The organism is Micromonospora coxensis, assembly GCF_900090295.1.
In the GTDB taxonomy this organism is placed as follows: domain Bacteria; phylum Actinomycetota; class Actinomycetes; order Mycobacteriales; family Micromonosporaceae; genus Micromonospora; species Micromonospora coxensis.
The window spans coordinates 1,298,488-1,323,304 of record NZ_LT607753.1; the positions used below are offsets into that span (position 1 = coordinate 1,298,488).

Below are 24,817 nucleotides of genomic sequence, written 5' to 3' on the forward strand. Positions count from 1 at the left end.
GACGGCATCGGCGTCCTCTCCGTTCCGGGTCAGGGTGTGCCGGCTCAGCGGGCGGCGCGGACCAGCGCCGCTCCCCCGTCGACGTTGATGAACTGGCCGGTGACGTGGGCCGCCGCCGGCGAGCAGAGGTACGCCACCGCGTCGGCGACGTCGACCGGCCGCTGCGCCCGGTCGGCCGCCGGCTGCCGCAGCGGCACCCGGTCCTCGGCGACCCGGTCGAACTCGGCGCGGTCCACGGCCCGCCACTGCGGGCTCCACACGAACCCCGGCCGGACGCCGTTGACCCGTACCCCCTGGCCCGCGAGCACCACCGCGAGCGAGGTGGTCCAGTGTTCGAGGGCGGCCTTGGCCGCGCCGTACGCCGGGGACACCGCCCACGGCATGGTCGCCGCGATGGAGCTGACGTTGCAGACGCAGCCGCCGGCCACCAGCCGTCCGCGCAGCGCCCGGGTCAGCCGGTACGCCAGCGACAGGTTGAGCCGGAGGATGTCGTCCCACACCTCCTCCGGCGGCCAGTGGACGTCGGTCACCGGGCGCAGGGCCGGTCGCCGTTCCCCACCGAGCACGTTGACCAGCACCGACAGCCGGTCGGGTAGCTCCTCCGTCAGGGTGGCGACCGCCTGCGGGTCGCTGAGGTCGTACTGCCGGAACCGCGCGCCGGGCGGCAGCGGATCCCGGGGCGCGGCCAGGTCCACGCCGATCACCCGGTCGACCACGCCACGGCCGAGCAGCCGCTCGACCACGGCGGCGCCGATCGTGCCGCTCGCGGCGGTGACCAGGGCGGTGGACGGGTCGGTCATCGTGCCTCCTCGACGATCGGGCCGGCGACGGCCGGTCGGGGAGCCCGCCGGTCGACGATCGTCCGGTAGTCGCGCACCAGCCGGGCCATGGTGAACCGCTCGGCGACGACGTCGGCCGCGGCCGCGCCGAGGCGGTGGCGCAAGGACGGCTCGGCGAGCAGGCGGCGCAGCGCGGCGAGCACCGCCGCACGGTTGGTGGGATCCACCAGCAGGCCCGTCCGGTCGTGCTCGATCTGCCGGCGGATGCCGCCGACGTCGGCGGCGACCACGGCCCGCCGCTTGACCATCGCCTCGGTCACCGCCAGTCCGAAGCCCTCCTCCAGGCTCTTGTGCACCACCACGTCGGCCCGCCGCTGCACCGCGTTGATCAGCAGGGCGGCCCGGGTCTCGTCCCGCAGCGAGGTGAGCAGCAGGTGCACCCGGGCCCGGTCGGGACCGGCCATCGCGTCGCGCGCGGCCCGCACCTCGTCGAGCACCCGCCGCCCCTCGGGATCGTCGGGGATCTCGGTGGGGTCGACGCCGGCCAGCACCAGGTGCACGTCGTCCGGCAGGTCGGGCACGAGCCGGACGACGCCGGTCATGTCCTTCAGCGGATCCCACCGGGCCACCTGCGCCACGACCCGGACGCCGGGTGGGAGGGGACGGTCCTGCTCGACGGTGGCGACGGCGTCGGCGGCGGGCCGCCCGCCGACCAGACCGGTGGCGGCGAGCGTGGCCGCGACGATGTCCGGCGACAGGGGACGGTTCTTCGGTCCGTCCGGGTCGACGGCGGGCGGGACCACGTGCCGGCGGTGCGCCGCCACCGACGGCGGGGCGAACTCGGGCAGCGTCGTGACGACGCCCTCCACGGCGGCGAGGTCCGTGGCGAAGGTGTCCCACACCAGGGCCGGCCCGTCGGCTCCCGGCCTGATCGTGCCGATGTGGCAGTGCCAGATCACCCGGGCGCCGGCGGCGGCGAGCGCGGGGGCGAGCCCGAGGGTCTGCGGGTCGTGCAGGACGAGCAGGTCTCCCGGGGCGACCTGCCCGGCGAGCCACCGGGCCTGGGGCGCCAGGACCGCCCGGTAGTGGGCCACCGCCCGCGCGTCGAGGCCGCCCGCGTCGCCGGTGCCGTGCAGGAGGTGGTGCAGGTTCTTGGTGGTACGGAAGAAGTCGTGGTCGCCGGCGATCACCGCCCAGCCGGTCGGGGTCCCGGCCGTGGTCTGCGCGGGGACGAGGCCGTGCAGCAGTTCGGCCACGCCGCCGCCGGTCGCCGTCGCGTTGACGTGCAGGACCCGCCCGCGCCCCGTCGGCGGTGGCGTCACCCACGTCGGCCTCACCAGGTCCGCCCCTCGGGTAGCCGGGCCGGGACGACGCGCCGCAGCAGGTCCATGCTGAGCCGGATGCTCTGTTGCCGGGGCAGGAGCGCGTCCTCGTGCTCGACGTAGACGGTGCCGTCGAAGCCCTCGTCCTGCAACGCGGCGACGATGCCCGGCCAGTCCAGCTCGCCGAGGCCCAGGGCACGGAACCGGATCGGCGGCTGCGGACCGTACCGGCTCCAGCCGGCGCCGGGCGGGGCGGCCGGCCCCGGCCACCGTTGCAGGTCCTTGGCGTGGACCGCGGCCATCCGGGCGCCCCACGACCGCACCGCCTGCACCGGGTCGTGCCCGCACGCGGCGAGGTTGGCCGGGTCGACGCAGAGCCGCAGCACGTCGTGCCACTGCGGGTTCTCGGCGAAGAGCAGGTCGGCGCTGGCCCGGTCGTAGACGATCTGCTTCGGATGCGGCTCGATCATCACCGTCACCCCGGCGTCCCGGGCCGCCCGCACGATCGGGTCCAGGTGCTCGCGGCACTCGGCGACGTTGTCGCGCCAGCTGACGTCGCTGCCCCACCAGGACAGCCAGCGGGCGAAGTCCGGGCAGCCGGGCAGCAGCCGGACGGCGTCCGCCCCGAGCCGCTGCGCCAGGCGGACGGCGCCGGTCGCGCAGGTCGTCGCGTGCCGCCGCTTGTCCGCGGCGTCGCCGGGACGGACCGGGTCGGTGTGCGGGCCGTGCGGGCCGAGCAGGAGTTGGGCGTCGCGGCTGTTGCTGACGCAGCCGACCTCGCGGCCGGCCAGCAGCGCCGCGACCTCGTCGAGGTAGCCGGGGTCCTCGGCACACCGCAGCGGATCCACCAGCCCGAGCGAGCTGTCGGTGGGCAGGTCGAGGACGACCGGCCCGAACTCGTCGGCGTGGTCGAGGGCCGTCTTCAACCCGCTGCCGCCGAAGGCCGCCAGACACAGGCCCAGCCGCATGATGTCCTCCTCTCCTCCCCGGCCGTCCGCCGGTCGGGCCCCGGGTTCAGGTCGTCAGGATCCAGGCGTGCCGTCCGTCGATCGCCGCCGGCACCGCGAGCGGGCGCCCGTCGGTGAGCAGGTGTCGCAGCGCGCCGAGCACCGTCTCCGCGCTCGTGTCGACCTGCTCGACGTGACCGGCGCCGAGGTCGGCGCGGAGCCGGTCGGCGACCATCGCCTGGAACGGCGGACAGCCGCTGAAGACGCCACCCACCGTGGCGACGGCGAAGCCGGCCGGCAGGGACAGCCGGCGGCGCACCGCCCGGACGCCGGTGACCAGTTCGGTGGCCGCGCGATCGAGGATGTCCGCGCAGACCGCGTCGCCGTCGCGCCAGCCGGCGCACACCAGCGGCGCGAGGTCGGCGAGCCGCTGCTTCGGGTACGGCTGGGCGGCGATGGCCCGGGCGAGCGCGGGCAGCGTGCTCCCGCCGGCCCGGGTCAGCAGGGAGACCAGGGCGGTGCGGGGTCCCCGGCCGTCGAGTGCCCGCACCGCCGCGCACAGGCCCTGCCGTCCGATGTCGACGGCGCCGCCCTCGTCGCTGCCCAGGTACTCGCATCCCCCGGCCCGCGCGACCGTGCCGCGCCGGTCCACCCCGAGGAAGCCGGAGCCGGTGCCGCACACCAGGGCGATGCCCGCGCCGGCCAGCGCCGGCACCCCCCACAGCAGCGGGACGACGTCGTTGGAGACCACGAGCCGGGCGGACAGGCCGGCGGCCTCGGCGGCCCGGCGCAGCCGGGTCAGCTCCGGCTCCGGGTCCTCCGGGTCCAGCGCGGCGCTGGCCAGCCAGCCAAGCACCGGCGCGGCGCCCGCCGCGACACCGATCCCGGCGAACACCTCGTGCAGGGTCCGGTCGGCCGCCGGCCCGGTGGCGTGCGGGTTCACCGACGGCCGGACGCGGTGCTCACGGGACCCGTCGGGCCGTACCGCCAGGACGCGGGTGTGGCTGCCCCCGGCGTCGATCGCGACGAGGGTGGCGGCGCCCGGGTCAGCGGCCCGCACGGGCGTTCCCGGTCACGGGCGCCTCCGCGAGCATCGCGCGCAGTCCGGCCTCGGCCGACATCGGCAGCCAGCCGTCGACGCCGAGCGCGGCGGCGAAGTCGTCGCAGGCCAACGAGGAGTACCGGGGCCGTGAGGCCCACTGCGTCTCGGCCCGCCGGCAGGGCCGGACCAACCCCTCGTCGGCCCCGCACAGCCGGTACGCGAGCCGCGCGAAGTCGTACCGGCTCAGCTGCTCGGGTCCGGCCAGGTGGCGGACGCCGACCGGCAGCGTCGGGGTAGCGCACAGTGCGGCGAGCACGTGCGCGACGTCCGAGACGTGCACCGGGGTGAAGTCCTGGTCGACCGGCGCGAGCAGGGGTTCCCGCCGGTGCGCCGCGGCCAGGCAGCGTTGCCCGTAGGTCGCGCGGTGCTGGTCCGTCCAGCCGTACACCAGGCTGACCCGCAGCACGAGGCCCTGACCGGTGTCGCGCACCGCCCGCTCGGCTGCCGCCTTCACCCGGCCGTACGCGTTGGCCGGGGCGACCGGGTCGGTGGGGCGGCGCAGGGGCCGGTCGCCGGGGAAGACGTTGTCGGTGGAGACGAGCAGCGTCGGCACGCCCAGCTCCGCGACCGTCCGTGCGGTGCCGACGTGCGCCTCGGCGGCCCGGTCCTCGTGGTCCTCGATCCAGGTGACGTCGCTGGGCCCGTGGGTGAGGACGACGACCCGGGGACGCAGCCGGCGCACCGCCGCGCCCAGCGCGGCGCGTCCCGGAGCCCCGGCGAGGTCGACGGCCAGGTGCTCGCCCGTCGGGTCGGGGGTGACGCCGACGGTCGTCGTCAGGTGCCCCTGGCTGCGGAGCCGCCGCGCGACGGCGGCCCCGATCAGTCCCCGACCGACGATCACGACCGGCGGTGCGGGGGTCATCCGTCCACGGCCTCTCGGAGGCGGAGCACCAGCCCCGACGCGGCCGGCGTCACGGCGAGGCCGGCCAGGTTCTCCACCAGCGCGTCGAGGTCCGACGTCGGGCCGAGCACCGGCCCCCGGACGCCGACGACCCGGCAGCCCGCGGCGCGGGCGGCGCGCACGCCGCTGCGCGCGTCCTCGATCACCACGCACTCCCGGGGGGCGAGGCCGAGACCCCGTGCCCCGGCCCGGTACCCCTCCGGGTCGGGCTTGCCCCGGGCCACGTCGTCGGCGGTGACCAGGACGGCGGGCACGGGCAGGCCGACGTGGCCGAGCCGGGACACGGCCAGCGCCCGGCTGCCCGAGGTGACGACCGCCCAGCGGTCGCCGGGCAGCTGTGCCAGCAGCGCCGCCGCCCCGGGGCAGGGGCGCAGGTCGGCCGTGTCCTCGGCCTGCTCCTTCTCCAGGGCGACCGCCTCGGCCGCCGGGTCCAGGTGCGGGGCCAGCGCGGCGATCGTCTCCGCGCTCGGGCGGCCGTGGCAGTTGGCCAGCACGAGCGCCGGGTCGAGGCCGTGCCGCCGGGCCCAGCCCTGCCAGGAGCGGTCCACGGTGCTGCCGGAGTCGACCAGGACGCCGTCGAGGTCGAAGAGGATGCCGGCGGCGTGCAGGGCGCCGTCGGAGGCCGTCACCGGTCCGGCTCCGACAGGCGGCGCAGCACCGACAGCACCTCGTCGTCGCCCACGTCGTCGACGATCGCCGTCTCGCCCAGCCGGATCGGCAGCACGAACCGGATCCGGCCGTCGCGGATCTTGCGGATCTGGTCGAGGGCCGCGACCACGGCGTCCGGCTCGACCGGGACGGGGAGGTCGGCGATGCGTACCGGCAGCTCGACGCGGCGCAGCAGCCGCACCAGGCGGTCGTGCACGTCGGGGGCGAGGATGCCCCGGCTCGCGGCGATCTCGGCCGCCACCGTCATGCCGAACGCCACCGCCTCGCCGTGCAGCACCGGCCCGTAGCCGGTGACCGTCTCGACGGCGTGCCCGACGGTGTGACCGAAGTTGAGGGGGCGGCGCAGGTCGTTCTCGTAGGGGTCGTGCGCCAGCAGCTCGCACTTGACGGCGCTGGAGGCGCGGACGAGCCCTTCCAGCGCGTCCAGGTCCCGGTCGAGGACGCGGTCCGCCACGTCGGTGATGAGCTCGAACAGCGCGGGCGACCCGATGACACCCTTCTTGATCGCCTCGGCGAGCCCGGCCGCGAGCTGCCGCCGGTCCAGGGTGGCGAGGTAGCCGACGTTCGAGACGACGGCCTTCGGCTGGTAGAACGCGCCGATCAGGTTCTTGGCGCTGCGGTGGTCGACGGCGACCTTGCCGCCGAGCGCGGCGTCGACGTGCGCGAGCAGGGTGGTCGGCACGTTGACGTACGGCACGCCGCGCATGTACGCGCTGGCGACCCAGCCGACGGTGTCGATCACGACGCCCCCGCCGACGGCGAGCACGACGTCACGGCGGGCCAGGGCGGTGCCGGCGAGCCAGTCGAGCAGCTCGCAGGCGGTCCGCAGGGACTTGTTCGCCTCACCGGCCGGAAAGGACGTCAGGGCGACGTCCACCCCACCGATCCGGAGCTGGTCGGCGAGGTTCTTGGCGTGCAGGGTCGCCACCCGGTCGTCGGTGACGAGCGCGACGCGACGGCCGTCGATCTCGCGCAGCAGGTGCTGCACCGCGACGGTCTCCTGCTGGCAGACGTGGACGCAGTAGGTCTCGGAGCGGTCGGCGGAGAACTGGTGGGGCGCTCCGCCGGGTCCGGTGGGCAGTGGCACCTCATGGCGGCATCGAACATGAGTTGTCATGCGTTTCCTCAACACTTCCCTGGGCGACAGGGCGGCTGCGTGACGACGGTGTACGGGGACACGCGCGTCGGGGCGAGGTCTCGGCGCCGCCTTCCGCGAGCGACCCCGGCTCCACCACAGGTACGCCGGGCACGCCTTGATGTCGTTGTCGTCGAGAGACCGGCAGTTCGTTGGCGTGGTCCGCGTCCCCCGACCGGTGGCCCGACACCAGGGCGGCGCCGGGACGGACTCGCCCCGGCGCCACCACCGTCGATCGGCTCGACGGTGCCGCCCCGGGACTCCTCCACACCTGCACGGGAGACGTCGACCGTGTGTGCACACTCCAACACGGCCGTCCCGCACGCGGTCGCGGCTCGACAGATCCCGGTAAGAATCTCGGCGTTCGTCGATGTCGTGGCGGCCGACTCCCGCCGGCGCGTCCGGTGACGCCGCCTTGCCGCCCGGGGATCGGCTACGGCCGTGGCGTCCGGGCCGGACCGCGGCGCAGCAGCAGCGGCACGGGGGCCAGCGCGACCAGGCCGCCGGCCAGGGCCACCAAGGGGAAGCCACCGCCCGCGAAGAGGGCGCCGGCGGCGAGGCTGGCGACGATCGAGGCGGTGAAGACGACGGCGTCGACGCCGCCCTGCACCTCGCTGCGCTCGGCCGGGTCCAGCTCGCGGCTGAGCAGGCTGCTGCTGCCCACGAAGACGAGGTTCCAGCCGTAGCCGAGGAGGAACAGCCCGGCCGGCAGGGTCGTGGTGTGCCCGGTCGGCGCGACCATCACGGCGGCGGCGGCGGCGACCAGCAGGGCGACGCCGCAGCCCACGGCGAAGCGTCCGCCCATCAGGTCGGCGATCCGGCCGGAGAGCGGGGCGAGGGCGAACATGCCGATCATGTGCGCGCTGAGCACGAGCCCGACGACGTCCAGGCCGTGGTCGTGTTCGTGCAGTTGCAGCGGCGTCATCGTCATGACGGTGACCATGGCCAGGTGCGCGGCGAGCATGGCGCACAGGGCGGTGGCGACCGCCGGACGTCGCACCACCTGCCCGATCCGCTGGCGGGAGAAGCCGGGCCGGCGGGCCTCGACGCGGCCGGCGCCGGGCAGCAGCGTGGTGACGGTGACCGCCAGCGCGGTGAGCGCGGCCGCGGCGAGCACCGCACCGGAGAGCTCCGGCAGCCCGAGGGCCTCGGCGAACCGGCCGGCGGGGGCGACCAGGGTCGGTCCCGCCAACGCGCCGACGGTGCCGGCCCAGACGATGATGGACAGCCCGAAGGCCTTGCGGTCCTCCGGGTACAGGTCCGCCGCCATGTACCGGGCCACCTGCGCCCCGCCGTTGCCGATGCCGATCAGCACCATGCCGACGAGCAGGGCGGACAGCGCCGTGCCGGCGGCGCCGGCGAAGGCGAGGAGCGCACCGCCGAGCGCGCACAGGTACACCGTGAACAGGGCGGACCGCCCGCCCCGCCGTGCGGTCAGCGCGCCCAGGCCGAGCGCGCCGGCCGCCGAGCCGAGCACCCCGGCCGCGTTGGCGAATCCGCTGAGTCGCGACCCGACGGTGTCGGCGACGATGAGCGTGCTCACCGTGCTCGCCGCCACCATGGCGGTGGTCATCATGGCGACACCGATGAACAAGGACGTCATCGAGCGGCCCCGTACGACGGGGGCCGGCTCCTTGAGGAGCGCAATTCCCATGCGGGCAGATTAGATATCCGTCGCCGACGATAGAATGGCATTCGCGTGGCAGATCCGGCTGTCGCCACCCGACTGAAAGGTCATTCGGTGGTATGGCATCTCAATTGGACAAGGCGCTGGACGATGTCGACTGGGAGATCATCCGCGAACTCCAGGAGGATGCCCGACTGTCGTTCCGCGCGCTCGGCCGGCGGATCAACCTGTCGGCTCCGGCCGTCGGTGAACGGGTGCGGCGGCTGGAGGACCTCGGTGTCATCAGCGGCTACCGGGCGCAGATCAACCCCCGGCTCGCCGGGTACCCACTGCTGGCCTTCGTGGAGCTGCGCTGCGCCCGGGGGCGGTGTCTGCTCGACACCAGCTCGGCCACCGAGCATCCCGAGATCAGCGAGGTGCACAAGCTCAGCGGGTCGTACTGCTCCCTGCTGAAGGTCCGCACCACGTCCCTGGACCACCTGGAGAGCCTGCTCGAACGGCTCGGCCGGCACGGGGAGATCCGTTCCACGCTGGTGTTGTCCACCCAGCACGAGGACGGCCGGGTGTCCGTCCCCCGCGACGACTGGCGCAGCGCCACCCGGCACACCGGCTGGCGACGCCAGTGACGATCCCGCCCCGGCCCGCCGGCGCGGAGGCGTGGCCCCCGCACCGGCGCCGACCCGGGGTCAGGAGAACTCCGGCTCCTCGGTACGGGTCCGCTTGAGCTCCCAGAAGTGCGGGAACTCGGCCAGCCCGGCCAGCGAGTCGAAGAACCTGCCGGCCTGCTCGCCCCGGGGGATCCGGGAGATCACCGGCCCGAAGAACGCCAGCCGGCCGATGTGCACGATCGGCGAGCCGACGTCCGTGCCCACCGGGCGCATGCCCCGCTCGGTGCTCTCCTTGAGCCGGGCGTCGTGCTCCTCGCCGTGCGCGGCCTCGGCCAGCTCGGCGGGCAGGCCGACCTCGGCCAGCGCCTCCCGCACCACCCGGTCGTAGTCGGCGTCCCCGCGCTCGTGGATCCGTGTGCCGACGGCGGTGTAGAGGTCGCGCAGCACCTCGTCGCCCTTGAGCGCCACGGCGGCGGTGGCCACCCGGACCGGCCCCCACGCCTTGCGCATCCGCGCCAGGAACGCCTCGGGGTCGTCCTGGTACTGGGCCGGCACCTCACGGTCGGCGTTGATCAGGGACACACTCATCACGTGGAAGCCGAGGTCGATCTCGCGTACCCGCTCCACCTCGAGCAGCCACCTCGACACGATCCACGACCAGGGATCCATCGGGTCGAACCAGAGGTCCACCTTGGCCCGTGCAGTCACCGTAAGCCCTCCTCGCTGTCGGTACTCGTCATGGTCGCCGGCCGGGTGACGTCGCCGGCCGGATAGGCCCGGCCCCTGGCCACGACCAGCCGGATCCTGGCCAGGGCGCTCAGGTCGACCAGCGGATCGCCCTCGACGACCAGCAGGTCCGCGCTGTACCCGGCGGCGAGCCGCCCGGTCACGGCGCCGAGGCCGATCGCCGCGGCGGAGGCGACCGTGGCCAACTCCACGACCCGGTCCGCCGGGAACCCCAGCCAGTGGTACAGCTCCAGCAGGCCCACCAGGTCGTCGAAGGACGCGTTCGCCACCCCGGCGTCGGTCCCGGTGATCAGGGGTACGCCGAACTGTTCGAGCAGGACCAGTCGCTCGTACGTGCGGCGCGCGACGTCGTCGCCCTCGGCGGCGCGCACCGAGCGCCAGTCCGGCCCGCAGGTGGTGCAGCAGGCGGCGACGCCACGGTCGGCCATCTCCCGCATCAGGTCGTCGTACCGTCGCATCCGGCCCTGCCCGTCCATGCCGGTGCAGTGCTCGACGCTGTCGACCCCGGCGGCGACCGCGTCGGCGATGGCGGTGAGGCCGTGCGCGTGGGCAGCGACCGGCAGGCCGTGCCGGCCGGCCTCCTCGACGACGGTGCGCAGCTCGGCCCGGGAGAACTGGCTCTCCCACATCCGTGGCCCGCCGGGGGTGAGGTGCCCGCCGCCGGCCATGACCTTGACGACGTCGACGCCCGCCGCTGCCAGCTCGGCCACCTTCGCCCGGATCCCGGCCACCCCCTCGACCACTCCGCCGAGGAAGTGGCAGTGGCCGCGCGGGATGGTCAGCGGGCTGCCGGCGGTGAGGATGCGGGGGCCGGGACGGGTGCCCGCGTCGATCGCGTCGCGCAGCCGCAGGGCCAGCCCGTCCCGGTCGCCGAGGTCACGCACGGTCGTGACACCGGCGGCGAGCAGCCGTGCCGCCCGGTGCGCCATGTCGACCGCGAGGGTGGCGGGCTCGGACCGCAGCAGCGCGCCGAGCGGATCCGGGCTGGCGTCCATGGCCAGGTGCACGTGCCCGTTGACCAGCCCCGGCAGCAGCGTCGCGGTGGGAAAGTCGAGGTGCGGGGTGTCCGGGGGCGCGACGCCCTCCAGGGTGGCCCGTGGGCCGACGGCGGCGATGTGGGCGTCGTCGACGAGCACGCCGCCGTCGACGATGCTCTCGCCGGCCGGACCGGGCAGCACGACCGCGGCGGTGACCAGCATCATGGGCGGCGCACCGTGCCGACGATCCGCCGCAGCACCTCGGTCAGGACGTGCCGGGGGGAGGCGAAGTTCAGGCGGACGAAGCCGTCCCCGCCCGGGTCGAAGTCGGGGCCGGCGCTGAGCAGCACCCGTCCCTCGCGCAGGAACCGGGACGCCGGGTCCTCGTCCCAGCCGAGCGCGCGGCAGTCGAGCCAGGCGAGGTAGGTCGCCTCGGGGGCGCGCAGGCGGATCCGGGGGGCCTCCCGCCGGAGGACGTCGCACACCAGGAGCCGGTTCCGCTCCAGGTACCGCAGGGTGGCCGTCTGCCAGGCGTCGCACTCGGTCCAGGCCGCGATCGTCGCCTGCACGCCGAGGACGTTGACCGTGCCGAACAGTTCGGCGGGCTGGTCGGCGAGGGCCTGCCGGGCCGCCGGGACACCGACGTGGCAGACGGCCGTACGCAGCCCGGCGAGGTTGAACGCCTTGCTGGCCGAGGTGACGGTGATCGTCCGCGCCGCCACCTCCGGGCTCAGCGAGGCGAAGGGGATGTGCGCGTACGGCTGGTAGGTCAGGTCGCTGTGGACCTCGTCGGAGATGACGAGCAGGTCGTGCCGTACGGCGATCTCGGCCATGGCGTGCAGCTCGTCGGCGGTGAACACCCGCCCGGTGGGGTTGTGCGGGTTGACCAGCAGCAGGACGCGGCAGCCCGTCCCGGCGGCCTCCCGGGCGAACCGTTCGGCGTCGAACTGCCAGCGGGACCCGTCGTCGCGCATCGGGATCGGCAGCACCCGCCGGCCCATGGCGGTCACGCCGGCGGTGATCGGGCGGAAGGCGGGCGTGTGGACGGCGACGACGTCACCGACGGCGGTGACCAGGTGCAGCATCACCTGCACGGCCTGGGTGACGTTGGCGAACTCGCGGACGTGCTCGGCCCTCGGGTGCCAGCCGTGGCGGCTGGCCATCCGCGCGGCGAAGACCTCGCGCAGCGGGCTGACCCCACCCGGCCAGTCGGGGTAGCCGAGGTCGGCGCCCCCGGCGATGCGCCGGACGCGGTCGAGGATCGGGTCCGCGACCGGGAAGTCCATGTCCGCGACCCAGGCGGGCAGCACGTCGACCGGGACGCACCGCCACTTGGCGCCGGGTCGCTGCCGCAGGTCGGCCAGGTCGAGGTCGTCGAAGGAGCGGGTGATGACCTCGGCGGAGGTCGTGGTGAGGGCTGCCCCCATGTGCGGTGTCTCCCGTGGTGGCCGAACGGTTGCCGTCATCGCGCGAGCTGGGGCACCACCTGGTCGGCGATCAGGTCGACGTGCGCCTCGTCGGACAGGTCGAGCAGTTGGAGGTAGATCCGCTCGACGCCGGTCTTCTGCTGCCACTGCCCGATCCGGTCGACGACCTCGGCGGGGGTGCCGGCGATGCCGTTGGCCCGCAGGTCGGCGGGGTCACGGCCGATGGCCTCGGCGCGGCGGCCCACCTCGGCGTCGTCCCGGCCGACGCAGACCGTCTGGGCGACCGACCGGACGATCTCGGCGGGATCGCGGCCGAGCCGGTGGCAGGCGGCGTCGACCCGCTCGAACTGCGCCGCGCAGGTCGGGATGTCGCGCAGCGACACGTTGAACTCGTCGGCGAAGCGCGCGGCCAGGGCCGGGGTCCGCTTGACGCCCTTGCCACCGATGATGATCGGCGGGCGGGGGCTCTGCGCCGGCTTCGGCAGCGCCGGCGAGTCGGTCAGCTGGTAGCACCGGCCGGTGTACGAGTACGTCTCCCCCACCGGGGTGGCCCAGTACCCGGTGATCAGTTCGAGCTGCTCGGTCAGGCGGTCGAACCGCTCGCCGAGCGGCGGGAACGGGATGCCGGTGGCCTGGTGCTCGCCCTCGAACCAGGCCGCGCCGAGGCCGAACTCGACCCGACCTCCCGACATCTGGTCGACCTGGGCCACGATGACGGCCAGGGCGCCGGGGTGCCGGAAGGTGGCGGCGGTCATCAGCGTGCCCAGGCGGATGCGGGAGGTCTCCCGCGCCAGGGCGGCGAGGGTGGTCCAGGCGTCGCTGGGGCCGGGCAGGCCGGCGCCGGACCCGGTGGTCATCAGGTGGTCGGAGCGGAAGAAGGCGGGAAAACCGGCGTCCTCGGCGCGCTTCGCGATGCGGAGCAGATCCTCGTGCGACGCGCCTTCCTGAGGCTCGGTGAAGATCCTCAATTCCATGGCGGTCACGGTAGACGAGCCCTCGCAGCGGCCGTCGTAAATCTTTCCGGCATCTTTCGGCGGGCTCGGCGAGCCTGTTCCGGCGCTACCCGACAACCATCAGGGACACCACGACACCGACGGTGACCAGAATCGAGAGGCAGGCCAGCACGGCGGATCCCGACAGCGCGCGGGAGCCGCCGACGGCCACCGACCGGTCGCCCCGCTGCGGCATCCGCGCGAGGTGATTCATGTCGGAGAGCATCGCCTCCCAGTTCACGTCCGCCGAGTACGACATCCGGTCGGCCCGGCTCGGCACGGCCTGGGCGGACTCGTCGTGGAGATGCTGCACGGCCTGCTCCGATCCGCACCGGGCGTCGCGCTGCCGCCCGACGACCCGGGCGCGGGTGTCTGCCGGGGAGGACCGACGGGACGGAATCGTCGCCCCTGGTCCGGGACGTCGCGATTCTACGAGCGTGCTCCACGGTGGAGGCGGATTCCTTCTCGTTTCTTTCACGCCGGGCGCGGATCGGTGGCGGCGTGGCGCACGCGATCCCGGCCGGGGCTACCGCCGGGAACAGGCCGGCGACGCCCGGTGGGAGATACCGCACACGACGATCCGCGTCAAGCCGGGTTCGTGCTGAACGGTCCCGATCTCCAAGGCTTCTCAGCGCCGTAACAAGCCATAAAATATTGGCGCTTGCCACTCGAAATGGCTCGCGGGGGGCACCTTGCATCACGCAGCCGGCGTTCCGCATCCGCTATGCCCATCACCCCGGTCCCCCCGCTGCAGTTCGCACCACGCCGACGACAGCACTCGCGAAGGGTGATCCGGGGGGAACATGTTCAACCGCAGCATCCACGATGTGGAAATCATCCGTTGGCCGGAAGAATCGGCACGGCGGGAACTGTGCCGGAACTCAGGACGATTGCGCCTGCTCATCGTGGCGACCGGCACGACGCCGCCGATGTGCACCGACCCGCGGGAGGACTGGGTACGCGTCCCGGCGCCCCGGGAAGATCTCAGCCTGCGGGCCAGGGCGCTGCTGGCACGCGCCGGCTCGCATCAGATCCCGCAGGTCAACATGGACGGTGTCCTCACCTTCCGCAGCCAGTCGGTCGCCCTGTCACGGGGTGAGGCAGCCGTGATGGAGGTGCTGATCCGCAACTTCGGGCTGCTCGTGGCCCGGGAGGCGCTCTGCGACGAACTCGCCGGCGGCGACCAGCTCTCCAGCCGCAACTCCCTCGATCTGCACATCATGCGGCTGCGCCGCCGGATCACGCCGCTCGGGCTCGTCATCCGTACCGCCTGGGGTCGCGGCTACATCGTCGAATCGGCCGATCCGGAGAGCGGCACGAACTGACCCGGCACGGGGCCCGGATACCGCCGACGATCGACACGTCGACGGCGGCATCCGCGCCTCGCACTCGGGTGTGGTCCCGGCACCTCGACGGGCGCCTGCCCCCGCCAGGGGACGTCGGCGATCGGCATCGGACGCGTCCCGGGAAGCGCCCCGCGACCGCGGTCACCCCCGGGCGACCGGACAGGCCGGCCCGGCCACCGTCCGGCGCGACGTCGCCGACCCGACCTGGACCCGGGCGCTGCCGGCAGTGGACACGTCACCGGCCGGCGGGCCCTACGTGTACGGGTCGACCCGACCGATGACGATCGGACGGGTGTTCATGTCGTACCAGGTCGGGGAGCTCAGACTCCACCGGTGCGCGACGATCCGGCCGGTGGCGCGGCTGGTGCGGACGAACATCCAGCCGGCGCCGTTCGCCTCCGCCCACTTCTGGGCGCCGGTGTCGTAGTAGAAGCGGCTGTCCGGGTAGCCGCGCGGGTTGGCCGGATTGCCGTGCGGGCTGGCGGTGCTGTCGAGCAGGGAGATCGCCCACTCCCGGTGGCCGGGGTGGCTGTCGTCGGACAGCCGGCTTCCCGGGCCGATGACCGCCGTGTGTCCACTCTCGCCGTCGCTCGCGCCGATGTACCTGATGGCCATGACGTCGCCCGGGTACAGGGTCATGTAGGGCCGGAACGCCAGGTCGAAGGCGCGCATGCCCGGGGATGTCGTCGGTCCGGTCACGGTCGGCGGCAGAGCGTCGTGGAAGGCGGCGTTGTTCGGGAACTGCGCGCCGAACTCGCTGCTGAAGAAGGTCGGGGTCGCCCACGCGAAGGCGTGGGTCAGCAGCCGGCGGACGACAGTGGCGCACCGGGTCTCGTTGCGGTAGGTGGTCGGCTGGCCGGGCGTGCCGAAGACGACGGTGGTCGCGGCCCCGGTGACGGCCCACGGCGACGACGGTCACCCCGGCACGGAGGGTGGGTCGCCGTGCTCTGGTCTTCATCACTGCGCTCTCCGTGCCCTGAGGGTGCCGGGCAACGGCTTCGGCGTCCGCTCTCCGGCAGTTGCGCTGTCGGCGTCCCGACGGACCGATGGTCGGTCGGCGGTCCGTTCCGGCCCGCCCCGGCATTGATCCGAGCGCCGCCGACCGGCGTTCGGCGGCTGCCCGTGGCGGCGTCCCGGGCGGCGACGCCGGGCAGCGCACGCCGCGAGATGGCCGGCGCACCCTCCTGGTGTGACGATCCGGTGGTCCCTCGTGTCGCGCGACCAGGAGGCCCGCCGCCATGAGCTCCGACGTGTCGCTCGTGCTCTTCCCCGTCGCCCTGGGCATCGTCATGCTCGGCCTGGGGCTCACCCTCACGGTGGACGACTTCCGTCGTGTCGCCACCTATCCCCGGGCCGTGGTCGTCGCCCTGGTCTGTCAGATGCTGGTGCTGCCGGCCGTCTGCCTGGGCCTGGTGCTCGTCGCCGACCTGCGGCCGGAACTGGCGGTCGGCATGATGCTGCTCGCCGCCTCCCCCGGCGGCAGCACCGCCAACCTCTACAGCCACCTGTTCGGCGGCAACGTCGCGCTCAACATCACCCTGACCGCCATCAACTCGGTGCTCGCCCTGTTCACGCTGCCGCTGATCGTCAACCTGTCCATCGCCGCGTTCATCGGTTCGGACAGCGCCATCGGCCTGCAGTTCGACAAGGTGCTCCAGGTGTTCGCCCTGGTCCTCGTCCCGATCGCCGTCGGCATGACGGTCCGCCGGCATCGTCCGAGGTTCGCCGCGCGGATGCAGCGACCGGTGAAGGTGCTGTCCATCGTGGTGCTCGTCGTGGTGCTCACCGGCGCGGTGATCGGCATCAAGGACGAGCTCGCCGCGACCGTCGGCGCGGTCGGCCTCGTCGCGCTGCTGTTCAACCTGATCAGCCTGGCCATCGGGTACGCCGCTCCGCGCCTGCTGCGCGTCGGGCACCCGGAGGCCGTCGCGTCGTCGTTCGAGATCGGCATCCACAACGCCACCCTGGCCATCACGATCGCGCTCAGCCCGGCCCTGCTCGACAACAGCGACATCGCCATGCCGGCAGCCATCTACGGCACCCTGATGTTCTTCACCGCCGGCGTCGTCGGCCTGCTCTCGGTACGCCGGGGCGGCGGCCGGGTCGGGGCCACGCGTCCACCGGCCCGGACGGCATGACCCGAGCTGCTGCCGTCCGGCCGGCGACGCGACGACCGCAGCACACCTCGGTCTCTCAGCGGCGACCGGGGACGGTCAGGCCCGACTCGTACGCCAGCACCACGAGCTGGGCCCGGTCCCGGGCACGCAGCTTGACCATGGCCCGGTTGACGTGGGTCTTCGCGGTCAGCGGGCTGATCACCATGTGGTCGGCGATCTCGTCGTTGGACAGGCCCCGCGCGACCAGGGCGACGGCCTCGCGTTCCCGGTTGGTCAGCCCGTCCAGGACCGTGTCGGCCGCCCGGTGGAGCGGCTCGGCGACGTACCGCTCGATCAGCTTACGGGTGATCGACGGCGCGAGCAGGGCGTCACCGCGCGCGGCGACCCGTACGGCGTGCAGGAGGTCCTCCGGTTCGATGTCCTTGACCAGGAACCCGGCCGCCCCGGCGCGCAACGCGTGGAAGACGTACTCGTCGAAGCCGTAGTTGGTCAGCACGACCACGTGCACCCCGGCCAGGGCCGGGTCCGCGGCGATGCGCCGGGTCGCCTCGATGCCGTCCATCACCGGCATCTGGATGTCGACGAGGGCGACGTCGGGCAGGTGCTCCCGGACGAGCGCGAGCCCCTGCTCCCCGTCGGCGGCCTCGGCCACCACCTCGATGTCGTCCTCGACGTCGAGGAGCGCCCGGAACCCGCTGCGCAGCAGCGGTTGGTCGTCGACCAGCAGGACGCGGATCACGACGTCCCGGCCACGGGGAGTTCGGCGCGTACCGTGAAGCCACCCTCGTCCCGGGGCTCCGCGCGCAGCCGGCCGCCGAGGGCGGTGACCCGTTCGCGCATTCCGAGCAGCCCGACGCCGGGCGGCGCGGCGCTGTCCGGCGTGGCCCGGCCGTCGTCGTCGACCCGGATGGCCAGGACGTCCGGGCGGTAGTCGATCAGGACCGACGCCGTGCCGGCGCGGGCGTGCCGGGCGACGTTGGTCAGCGACTCCTGCACGATCCGGTAGGCGGTCCGGTCCACCGCCGCCGGCACGTCCTGTCGTCGTCCCTCGATCGTCAACGTCGCGTCCAGGCCGGCCAGCCGGGCCCGCCGCACCAGCTCCGGGACGTGGGCGAGCCCGCGCGGCGGCGTCCGGTCGTCGTCGCGCAACGCCTCCAGGGTCGCGCGCAGTTCCCGGCTCGCCTCACGACCGGCCTCCTGGATGGCCAGCAGGGCGTCCGGCACCCGCTCCCCCCGCTTGCGGGCCAGGTGGACGGCCACCCCGGCCTGCACGGTGATGACCGAGATCTGGTGGGTGAGCGAGTCGTGCAGCTCCCGCGCGATGTGCAGCCGCTCCTCGTCGGCGCGCCGCAGCGCGGTCTCCTCCCGGGTGCGCTCGGCCTCGTCCGCACGCCGCTCGGCCTGCCGCAGCGCTTCACCCGCGGCGCCGGCAGCGACCAGCCACGCCAGTTCCAGGGCCCCCCGGGCCCGCGCGAACGCCTCCCCCACCGACAGGTCCTGCGGCAGGGCGAGGGCGGCGAGCGGAAGAGCGGCCAGCATCAGCACCGCCGCCACCACCGTGACGGCACGATGGCCGGCCCGCACCGCGGCGTACACGGCGAACAGGAACGCGACGGCCGGCACGTCGACACCGACCGCCTGGTGGCCCACCGCGCAGAGCCCGGTGACGGCCAGGACGGGTACGGGCGCCCGCCGGCGCGCGGCCAGCGCCAGGCCACCGGCGACCAGCAGCGCGTAGCCGAGCGGATCGGCGTCCGTGGCCGGCCGGCTCCCGGTCAGCCCGGCGAGCAGCAGCGCCGCCGCCACGCCGACGGCGATCGCCGCGTCCACCACACCGGCCGGAACGCCGGACCGTCCTGTGCCCACCCGCGCACCCTAACCGGATCCCGCCGGTGGGCGACTCCTCCTCGCAGACGAGCCACCGCCTACCACGGACGCGGTAGCACCCCGCCGTCTGCGACGTCCGCGGCAGTCGGATACGCCACCCACGGCAGCGCGAACTGCCTCCCTGTGCAGGACGACCGGCGGCGCGCCCGGCGACATGATCAGACGGCAGCCACACCTCCGGAACGAGACGCACCACAGAGGAGAGCGACATGAGTTCGTCAGTAACCCGGACGGCGGTCCGGCTGGTGCTCACCGCCGGCGCCGCCGCCCTGCTCGGCGGGCTCGGGCTCGCCGCGCCGGCGGCGGCGCACGTAGCGGCCCGGCCGATCGCCGCCGACGCCTACACCATGAGCGCCGGACGACTGGGGTCGAGCGTGGCCGCCGTGCTGGGGCTGGCCGGCGTGATCGTCGCCGGGCTGGCGCTGGCCCGCCCCACCAGCCGGGTCGGCACCGGCACCGGGCGCGGCGGGGCGTACCTGGCGCTGGCGGCGGGACTGGTCGGCCTGGCTCTCGGCGGGCTGGTCGTGGTCACGTCCGACAGCGGAATCGGGACCGGCAACGGGCGCGGTGGGGCGTACGTGGCCCTGGTGGTGGGGGTGGTCGCCGTGGCCCTCGGCGGGCTGGCCCTGACCCGCTCCCGGCGCACCGGCTGACCGGGTCGACCACACCCGGCGTGGTCCCGCCTCGTCCGCATGTGCCGGGGCGGACGTCGGGCGCTGCCCGTGGCCGATCGCCACGGGCGGCGCCACCACGTCGACGGGCACGCGGGCGGGCAGCGGGTCGTCATCGGCGCGGGCACACCGGCAGCGGGATCTCGAAGTGCACCGTCTGGTGGGTGTCCGGGCACCCGTCGCGGGCGTCGTGGACGGGCACGGCCACCGACCGCCAGAACCCTTCGGCGCCCTCGATCCGGGTGTCGGTGTGCAGGTACAGCGCCCGGTAGCCGGGCTGCGCGGCGACGAACTCGGTGGCGAGGTCCACCAGCGCCCGGGCCAGTCCCCGGCGCCGGTGCGCCGGCCGGACGTACACCCGGAACAACTGGGCGGTGCTCTCCGGCGGGTACCGGTCGACCAGGAACCGCGGATGCGGTGGGCTCTTCGGTGCCGCCGCCCGCACGGCAGTGGTGCCGACCACCTCGTCCGCGAGGGTGGCGACGAACAGCGCGTGACGGGCCGGCCGTAGGTAGGTGCCGGCCAGGTCGATCACGTCGGCATGCCACTGTGGGCGGTAGCCGTGGCCGAAGTCGTGGTAGAAGGTGTCGAGCATGACGCTGCGGGCACCGGCGAGGTGCCGGGGCGTGGCCTGCCGCACGGTGTAGTCGCCGACGAGGTGTCCGGTCACAGTGGTTCGCTCGCTCTCGTGATCAGGTGGTCGGTGGGGCGCAGCAGGGCGCGGGTCAGCGGTTGCCGACCGGCGGTGAGCAGGTCCGCAGCCGTGCCGTGCTCGACGATCCGGCCCTGGTCGAGGACGACGACGTGGTCGGCGAGCCGGGCCACGACCTCCCGGTCGTGACTGATCACGACCAGGGTCAACTCCTCCGTCCGGCGTAACTGCCCGACGAGGTCGAGGATGCGGTCCTGGGTTCCGACGTCGAGCCCGGAGGTGATCTCGTCGCAGATCAGCAGCCGGGGCCGGGCCAGCAGGGCGCGGGCCAGCGCGGCGCGTTGCAGTTCCCCGCCGGAGAGCCGCTCGGGGTGGCGGCCGGTGAACTCCCCGGTGAGGCCGACCCGGGTGAGGACGGCCTGCGCTGCCTGACGGGCCGTCGCCGTCTCCAGGGCACGCAGCCGTACCGCGACCCGGGCCACCTGGTCGAGCAGCGGCCGGTACGGGTGGAAACTCGCCCGGGGGTCCTGGAAGACGTACTGCACGGCGGCGAGGTCGGCCCGGCTGCGCCGGTCGAGGCTCGCCGCCAGCCTCCGCCCGTCCAGCTCGACGGTACCGCCGGCCGGCCGGTGCAGGCCGGCGATGCAGCGGGCCAGGGTGGTCTTGCCACTGCCGGACCGGCCGACCACGGCGAGGCACCGCCCGGCGGTGAGGCCGGCGTCGATCCCGTGCAGGACGGTGTGCCGGCGGGTGCCGTCGCGGTGCCGGGCCACCAGTCCGGTGACCCGCAGCACCGGGGGCCGGTCCCGGTCGGGTGGGTCACCGTCCGCCGGTCGGTCGTCGACGACCGTGGCGGGCGGCCGGTGCAGGGCGAGGACCTCGGCGGTGGGGCCGGTGGCGCGTACCGTCCCGTGCGCCAGGACCAGGGTGCGGTCGGCGACCAGGCGTACCAGGTCCAGGTCGTGGCTGAGCAGCACGACGGCCAGGCCGGCCGTGGCGAGGCCGCGCAGCTCGGTGGCGATGTCGACCCGGTTCAGGTTGTCCTGCCCGGTGGTGGGTTCGTCGGCGATCAGCAGCCGGGCCCGGCACAGCAGCGCGTGGGCGAGGACGAGACGTTGCTGCTGTCCGCCGGAGAGCTGGTGCGGGAAGCGGCGCAGCAACTCCCGCCCGTTCGGCAGGCCCACCCGGGCGAGTGCGTCGGCCACGGCCCGGCGGAGCTGCGCCCGGCCGCTCGCGCCCGGGGCGGCGTGCCGGTGGGCGATCTCGCGGAGCACCGCCCCGATCCGGCGGACCGGGTTGAGCACGGCGGCGGGCTGCTGGGGTACGTAGGCGACGGTGCCGGGTGGCGGTGGGGTGTCCGGGGTGACCGGCTGGTCCGCGATCTCGATCCGGCCGGTGAGCCTCACCCCCGGCCCGGTCTCGCCCAGCAGGGCGCGGCCGGTGGTGGTCTTGCCGCTGCCGGACGCCCCGATGACGGCCAGGACCTGCCCGGCCGCCACGGCGAACGACACGTCGTCGACCAGGAGTTTCGCGTCGTCGGTGCGGGCGCCGAGCCCGGTGACGCGGACCAGTGCAGGACTCACCGCAGCACCTCCGCCGGATCCCGGTCGACGGTGGACCGCCGGCCGGCCAACATCTGGTCGGCGACCAGGTTGACGCCGACGGCCATGGCCACGATCAACGCGGCCGGTACGACGACCGCCCAGGGTTGCAGGAACATGCCGGTGCGGTTGCGGTCCACCATCACCGCCCAGTCGGATGCGTCGGGTGCCACCCCCACGCCTAGGAAGCTGGCGGTGGCCACCAGGTAAAGGGCGCCGATGAACCGGACCCCGGCGTCGGCGAGCAGCACCCGACGGATGCCGACGGTGACGTAGCCGATGGCCCGCCGCCACCAGGTTTCCCGGTACAGCCGCATGGCCTCCGTCACCGTGCCGTGCGCCAGCGGCAGCGCGGCGGCCCGAGTGACCCGGGCGATCTCGGGCAGGGCGATCAACGCGACGATCATCGTCAGGGTGGCCGGGCCGCGTGGCGCGGTGGCCGCGACGAGAATGAGCAGCAGCAGGGACGGTACGGCCAGCAGCAGGTCCAGTGGCCGCATCAGCAGCTCGTCGACCAGGCGGTGCCGGGTCGTCGCGGCCAGCAGTCCCACCGGTACGCCGACCAGGTACGCCAGCGCGGTAGCGGTGAGCGCGACCAGCACCACGGACCGTCCGCCGAGGAGCAGCTGGTCGACGACGTCCCGGCCGACGAAGTCGGTGCCGAGCGGGCCGGCCGGGTCGAACGGTCGCCCGTGCCCGGCCGGGCCGTCCACCAGCAGCGGCCCGGCCAGGGCGAGCAGCAGCGGTCCGCCGAGCAGGACCGCCCCGGCGGCGGTTCGCAGCCCGCGGTTCACCGGACACCGGCCGTGCCGGGGGCGAGCCGGAACGCCACCAGGTCGGCGGCCAGGTTGACGGTCACGGTGGTGACCGCGACCAGCACGCAGAGGCCCTGCACGGTGGGCACGTCCCGGGCGGTCACCGCATCGACCAGGGCGGTGCCGAGGCCGGGAATGACGAACACCGCCTCGACCACGATCACCCCGCCGAGCAGCCAGTCGGTGGTGCGGGCGAGCTGCTGCACCACCGGGGCGAGGGCGTTCGGCAGCGCGTGCGCCAGCCACCGTCGGCGGGCCGGGATGCCCAGCCGGCGGGCGTGGGCGACGTACGCGGAGCGGACCGCGTCGACCATGCCGGCCCGGGTGAGCCGGCTGATCGAGCAGATCGGTCGGGCCAGCAGCACCAGCAGCGGCAGCACCAGCACCGCCGGCTGGGCCAGCAGGTCGCCGTCGGTACCGACGGCGGTGGGCGGGAACCAGCCGAGGTGTACGCCGAACAGGGCAGCGAGCAGGACGGCCAGCGCGAACTCGGGTACCGCGTAGAGGCCCACCGCCACCGCGGACAGAGACCGGTCGAGCCGGCCGCCCTCGCGGCGTGCCGCCAGCATGCCCATCCCGACGGCGAGGGGGACGAGCAGCAGCAGGGTCGCCGCGGCCAGCAGCACCGTCGGTGCGGCGGTGGCGGCCAGCACCTCGATCACCGGCCGTTGCGAGACCAGCGAGACACCCAGGTCGCCGTGCAGCAGGTCGACCAGCCAGTCCAGGTAGCGTTCCCCGGCGGGTCGGTCGAGTTCGAGCCGGGCCCGGATGAGCGCGATGCGCGCCGGATCGGGCTGGTCGCCGGCGATCACCACCGCCGCGTCCCCGGGCAACGCCTCGGTGAGGACGAACACGGCGGTGGCGACACCGGCGACCTGCCCGACGCCGAGCAGTAGCCGCCCGGCGGCGTAGCGGGGCAGACTCACCCCAGCCAGACCTTGTCGAAGCGGGCCCAGTCCAGGGTGTTGGCGGGGGCGTCGGCGGAGACCCCGCCGACGTTCGGGCCGGTGGCGACCAGGAAGTCGGCGAACCCCCAGATCAGGAAGCCACCCTCGGCGTGCAGCATCCGCTGCATGTCGTCGTACGCCTGCCGGCGGGCCGCCTCGTCGGGGCTGGACACCGCCTTGGCGTAGAGCGCGTCGAATTCGGGGCGGGCCCAGCGGGTGGCGTTGGTGGTGGAGTTGGTCAGCAGCCGCTGGGAGATGTGCGTCTCGATCGGCATGGCCCCGGAGCGGTAGCAGGCCAGCACGCCGTTGGTCAGGATGTCCTTCCAGTAGGTGTCCTTGTTGCCGGTGGTCGGTACGACGGTGAGGCCGACCTGCCGGGCCTGGTCGGCGAGGACGGTGGCCGCCTCGACGAATCCGCTGGCCACGGCGGCGGTGTCCAGGGTGATCCGCAGCCCCTTCGCGCCGGCCCGGTCGATGAGGAAGCGGGCCCGGTCGAGGTCCGGGGTGCGTTGCGGGATGTCCCCGGCGTAGTACTGGTAGCCCTTGCCGTAGAGGTCGTTGCCGACCTGACCGGCGCCGGAGAGGACCGTGTCGACGAGCTGCCGCCGGTCGGTGAGCAGGAACATCGCCTCGCGCAGGTCCCGGTTGTCGAACGGCGGCCGGTCGACCTTCATGGTGAAGCCCTGCATGGTGCTGTTCGCCATCCGGGTGATGGCGACCCGTCCGTCACCGGCGTGGGTACGGGCGGTGGTGGGGGTGATGTCGTGTGCGTACTCCACCTGCCCGCCGAGCAGGGCGTTGATCCGCGCCGACTCGTCGTTGCTGATCAGGTACTCCAGCTCGTCGAGGTACGCCGCTCCGTCCCAGTGGTCGGGGTTGCGCCTGAGCAGCAGCGACCGACCCGGCTGGAAGGAGTCGAAGACGAACGCGCCGGAGCCGACCGGCCGGTCGAAGGTCTCCGTGTCCTCGGGCACGATGTAGGCGCCGAACGCGGCGAGCAGGTTGCCGAACTCGGCGAACGGGCGGGTCAGGGCGAACTCGACGGTGCGGTCGTCGACCGCCCGGCTGGCCCGCAGGTCGATCATCGCCAGGCTGGCCTTGGCCCGGAACGCGCGTTTCGGGTCGGTGATCCGGGCGTAGCTGGCCAGCACGTCGGCAGCGCGCACCGGGCGACCGTCGTGGAAGGTGGCCTCGCGCAGGTGGACCCGCCACCGGGTGAGGTCGGCGTGGGGTTCCCAGCGCTGCGCCAGGCGCGGCCGGATCGACACGTCCGGGCCGTAGTCGGCGAGCTTGTCGTACATGGCCTTGGCCCGGGACGCCTCGACGAAGAGGTTCGCCAGGTGCGGGTCGAGGGTCTCGTTGGCGCCGCCACCGGCGAACGCGGCCCGCAGCCGGCCGCCGCGCCTGGGCTGCCCGGTCGGGGCGGTGGCCGGTGCGTTGTCGGTACCACAGCCGGTGAGCAGCACCGCGGAGAGCGCGGCGGCGCCGCCGAGCAGGCCGCGGCGGCTCAGTCCGGGTGTGGCGCCGGTCGGAATGGGGGTCATGCGT

General features: G+C 74.4%; 26 protein-coding genes. 5 read left to right on the forward strand and 21 right to left on the reverse strand.

Annotated elements, in window-relative coordinates; genetic code table 11:
* Nucleotides 1-44 precede the first annotated feature (44 nt).
* The 8 genes from GA0070614_RS05720 to GA0070614_RS05755 form a co-directional block, all read right to left on the reverse strand.
* Nucleotides 45-800, reverse strand: coding sequence for an SDR family NAD(P)-dependent oxidoreductase (locus tag GA0070614_RS05720; RefSeq protein WP_088974974.1), 756 nt, complete (start codon nt 798-800; stop codon nt 45-47).
* Nucleotides 797-2,116 (reverse strand): glycosyltransferase, encoded by a 1,320-nt coding sequence (locus GA0070614_RS05725; protein WP_157744947.1) that lies wholly within the window; start codon nt 2,114-2,116, stop codon nt 797-799. Before GA0070614_RS05725 ends, GA0070614_RS05720 begins: the two co-directional genes overlap by 4 nt.
* A complete protein-coding gene (locus GA0070614_RS05730; RefSeq protein ID WP_088974976.1) occupies nt 2,113-3,069 on the reverse strand; it encodes a sugar phosphate isomerase/epimerase family protein in 957 nt (318 codons plus the stop codon). Before GA0070614_RS05730 ends, GA0070614_RS05725 begins: the two co-directional genes overlap by 4 nt.
* 46 nt (nt 3,070-3,115) lie before the next feature.
* Nucleotides 3,116-4,108: a BadF/BadG/BcrA/BcrD ATPase family protein gene (locus tag GA0070614_RS05735; protein ID WP_088974977.1), complete on the reverse strand. Its 993-nt coding sequence runs from the start codon at nt 4,106-4,108 to the stop codon at nt 3,116-3,118.
* On the reverse strand, nt 4,095-5,012 hold the full coding sequence (locus tag GA0070614_RS05740; protein WP_088974978.1) for an SDR family oxidoreductase: 918 nt from the start codon (nt 5,010-5,012) through the stop codon (nt 4,095-4,097). Before GA0070614_RS05740 ends, GA0070614_RS05735 begins: the two co-directional genes overlap by 14 nt.
* Nucleotides 5,009-5,680 carry an HAD-IA family hydrolase gene (locus tag GA0070614_RS05745; protein WP_088974979.1) on the reverse strand — a complete coding sequence of 224 codons (672 nt, stop codon included), beginning with the start codon at nt 5,678-5,680 and terminating at the stop codon, nt 5,009-5,011. Before GA0070614_RS05745 ends, GA0070614_RS05740 begins: the two co-directional genes overlap by 4 nt.
* On the reverse strand, nt 5,677-6,807 hold the full coding sequence (gene aroB, locus GA0070614_RS05750; RefSeq protein ID WP_231933548.1) for a 3-dehydroquinate synthase: 1,131 nt from the start codon (nt 6,805-6,807) through the stop codon (nt 5,677-5,679). Before aroB ends, GA0070614_RS05745 begins: the two co-directional genes overlap by 4 nt.
* A gap of 481 nt (nt 6,808-7,288) precedes the next feature.
* Entirely contained in the window at nt 7,289-8,509 is a 1,221-nt protein-coding gene (locus GA0070614_RS05755; protein ID WP_088974981.1) for an MFS transporter, read from the reverse strand.
* 92 nt (nt 8,510-8,601) lie between these two features.
* Here GA0070614_RS05755 and GA0070614_RS05760 point away from each other — a divergent pair, with 92 nt between their 5' ends.
* Nucleotides 8,602-9,108 (forward strand): Lrp/AsnC family transcriptional regulator, encoded by a 507-nt coding sequence (locus GA0070614_RS05760; protein ID WP_088974982.1) that lies wholly within the window; start codon nt 8,602-8,604, stop codon nt 9,106-9,108.
* Between the two features lie 60 nt (nt 9,109-9,168).
* Here the strand turns inward: GA0070614_RS05760 and GA0070614_RS05765 are convergent, their stop codons facing one another.
* The 5 genes from GA0070614_RS05765 to GA0070614_RS05785 all read right to left on the reverse strand — a co-directional run bounded on the left by GA0070614_RS05765 (nt 9,169) and on the right by GA0070614_RS05785 (nt 13,546).
* On the reverse strand, nt 9,169-9,798 hold the full coding sequence (locus GA0070614_RS05765; RefSeq protein ID WP_088974983.1) for a mycothiol-dependent nitroreductase Rv2466c family protein: 630 nt from the start codon (nt 9,796-9,798) through the stop codon (nt 9,169-9,171).
* Nucleotides 9,795-11,039 (reverse strand): amidohydrolase family protein, encoded by a 1,245-nt coding sequence (locus tag GA0070614_RS05770; RefSeq protein ID WP_231933549.1) that lies wholly within the window; start codon nt 11,037-11,039, stop codon nt 9,795-9,797. The genes GA0070614_RS05765 and GA0070614_RS05770 overlap by 4 nt, the downstream gene beginning before the upstream one ends.
* Nucleotides 11,036-12,241, reverse strand: coding sequence for a MalY/PatB family protein (locus tag GA0070614_RS05775; RefSeq protein WP_088974984.1), 1,206 nt, complete (start codon nt 12,239-12,241; stop codon nt 11,036-11,038). Before GA0070614_RS05775 ends, GA0070614_RS05770 begins: the two co-directional genes overlap by 4 nt.
* Nucleotides 12,242-12,276: 35 nt before the next feature.
* Nucleotides 12,277-13,215, reverse strand: a complete 939-nt coding sequence (locus GA0070614_RS05780) for an LLM class F420-dependent oxidoreductase (protein ID WP_088979247.1) — start codon at nt 13,213-13,215, stop codon at nt 12,277-12,279.
* Between the two features lie 85 nt (nt 13,216-13,300).
* Entirely contained in the window at nt 13,301-13,546 is a 246-nt protein-coding gene (locus GA0070614_RS05785) for a hypothetical protein (protein WP_088974985.1), read from the reverse strand.
* Nucleotides 13,547-14,036: 490 nt separating this feature from the next.
* Here GA0070614_RS05785 and GA0070614_RS05790 point away from each other — a divergent pair, with 490 nt between their 5' ends.
* Nucleotides 14,037-14,558, forward strand: a complete 522-nt coding sequence (locus GA0070614_RS05790) for a helix-turn-helix domain-containing protein (protein WP_231933550.1) — start codon at nt 14,037-14,039, stop codon at nt 14,556-14,558.
* A gap of 273 nt (nt 14,559-14,831) precedes the next feature.
* On the opposite strand, the gene GA0070614_RS05795 is transcribed toward GA0070614_RS05790, so the two are convergent.
* Entirely contained in the window at nt 14,832-15,251 is a 420-nt protein-coding gene (locus tag GA0070614_RS05795) for a hypothetical protein (RefSeq protein ID WP_088974986.1), read from the reverse strand.
* Between GA0070614_RS05795 and GA0070614_RS30130 the strand changes: the two genes are divergently transcribed.
* Complete coding sequence (locus GA0070614_RS30130) at nt 15,250-15,423, forward strand: hypothetical protein (RefSeq protein ID WP_157744948.1); 174 nt, start codon at nt 15,250-15,252, stop codon at nt 15,421-15,423. The genes GA0070614_RS05795 and GA0070614_RS30130 overlap by 2 nt on opposite strands.
* Nucleotides 15,424-15,817: 394 nt before the next feature.
* The gene (locus GA0070614_RS05800; RefSeq protein WP_088974987.1) at nt 15,818-16,717 is read left to right on the forward strand and encodes a bile acid:sodium symporter family protein; all 900 of its coding nucleotides are present in this window, start codon (nt 15,818-15,820) and stop codon (nt 16,715-16,717) included.
* A 55-nt stretch (nt 16,718-16,772) separates the two neighbouring features.
* On the opposite strand, the gene GA0070614_RS05805 is transcribed toward GA0070614_RS05800, so the two are convergent.
* Together GA0070614_RS05805 and GA0070614_RS05810 are read right to left on the reverse strand one after the other, a co-directional pair.
* On the reverse strand, nt 16,773-17,435 hold the full coding sequence (locus GA0070614_RS05805; RefSeq protein WP_088974988.1) for a response regulator: 663 nt from the start codon (nt 17,433-17,435) through the stop codon (nt 16,773-16,775).
* Nucleotides 17,432-18,562 carry a sensor histidine kinase gene (locus GA0070614_RS05810; protein WP_088974989.1) on the reverse strand — a complete coding sequence of 377 codons (1,131 nt, stop codon included), beginning with the start codon at nt 18,560-18,562 and terminating at the stop codon, nt 17,432-17,434. Before GA0070614_RS05810 ends, GA0070614_RS05805 begins: the two co-directional genes overlap by 4 nt.
* Nucleotides 18,563-18,792: 230 nt before the next feature.
* On the opposite strand from GA0070614_RS05810, the gene GA0070614_RS05815 reads away from it, so the two are divergent.
* Entirely contained in the window at nt 18,793-19,236 is a 444-nt protein-coding gene (locus GA0070614_RS05815; protein ID WP_088974990.1) for a DUF6223 family protein, read from the forward strand.
* 130 nt (nt 19,237-19,366) lie between these two features.
* On the opposite strand, the gene GA0070614_RS05820 is transcribed toward GA0070614_RS05815, so the two are convergent.
* Genes GA0070614_RS05820 through GA0070614_RS05840 form a run of 5 tightly spaced genes read right to left on the reverse strand, consistent with a single transcriptional unit; the run spans nt 19,367 to nt 24,813 of the window.
* Complete coding sequence (locus GA0070614_RS05820) at nt 19,367-19,924, reverse strand: GNAT family N-acetyltransferase (RefSeq protein ID WP_231933551.1); 558 nt, start codon at nt 19,922-19,924, stop codon at nt 19,367-19,369.
* On the reverse strand, nt 19,921-21,489 hold the full coding sequence (locus GA0070614_RS05825) for an ABC transporter ATP-binding protein (protein ID WP_231933552.1): 1,569 nt from the start codon (nt 21,487-21,489) through the stop codon (nt 19,921-19,923). The genes GA0070614_RS05820 and GA0070614_RS05825 overlap by 4 nt, the downstream gene beginning before the upstream one ends.
* Nucleotides 21,486-22,301: an ABC transporter permease gene (locus GA0070614_RS05830; RefSeq protein ID WP_088974991.1), complete on the reverse strand. Its 816-nt coding sequence runs from the start codon at nt 22,299-22,301 to the stop codon at nt 21,486-21,488. Before GA0070614_RS05830 ends, GA0070614_RS05825 begins: the two co-directional genes overlap by 4 nt.
* Nucleotides 22,298-23,248, reverse strand: coding sequence for an ABC transporter permease (locus tag GA0070614_RS05835; RefSeq protein ID WP_197701427.1), 951 nt, complete (start codon nt 23,246-23,248; stop codon nt 22,298-22,300). The genes GA0070614_RS05830 and GA0070614_RS05835 overlap by 4 nt, the downstream gene beginning before the upstream one ends.
* Entirely contained in the window at nt 23,245-24,813 is a 1,569-nt protein-coding gene (locus tag GA0070614_RS05840; RefSeq protein WP_088974993.1) for an ABC transporter substrate-binding protein, read from the reverse strand. Before GA0070614_RS05840 ends, GA0070614_RS05835 begins: the two co-directional genes overlap by 4 nt.
* Nucleotides 24,814-24,817: the final 4 nt, after the last annotated feature.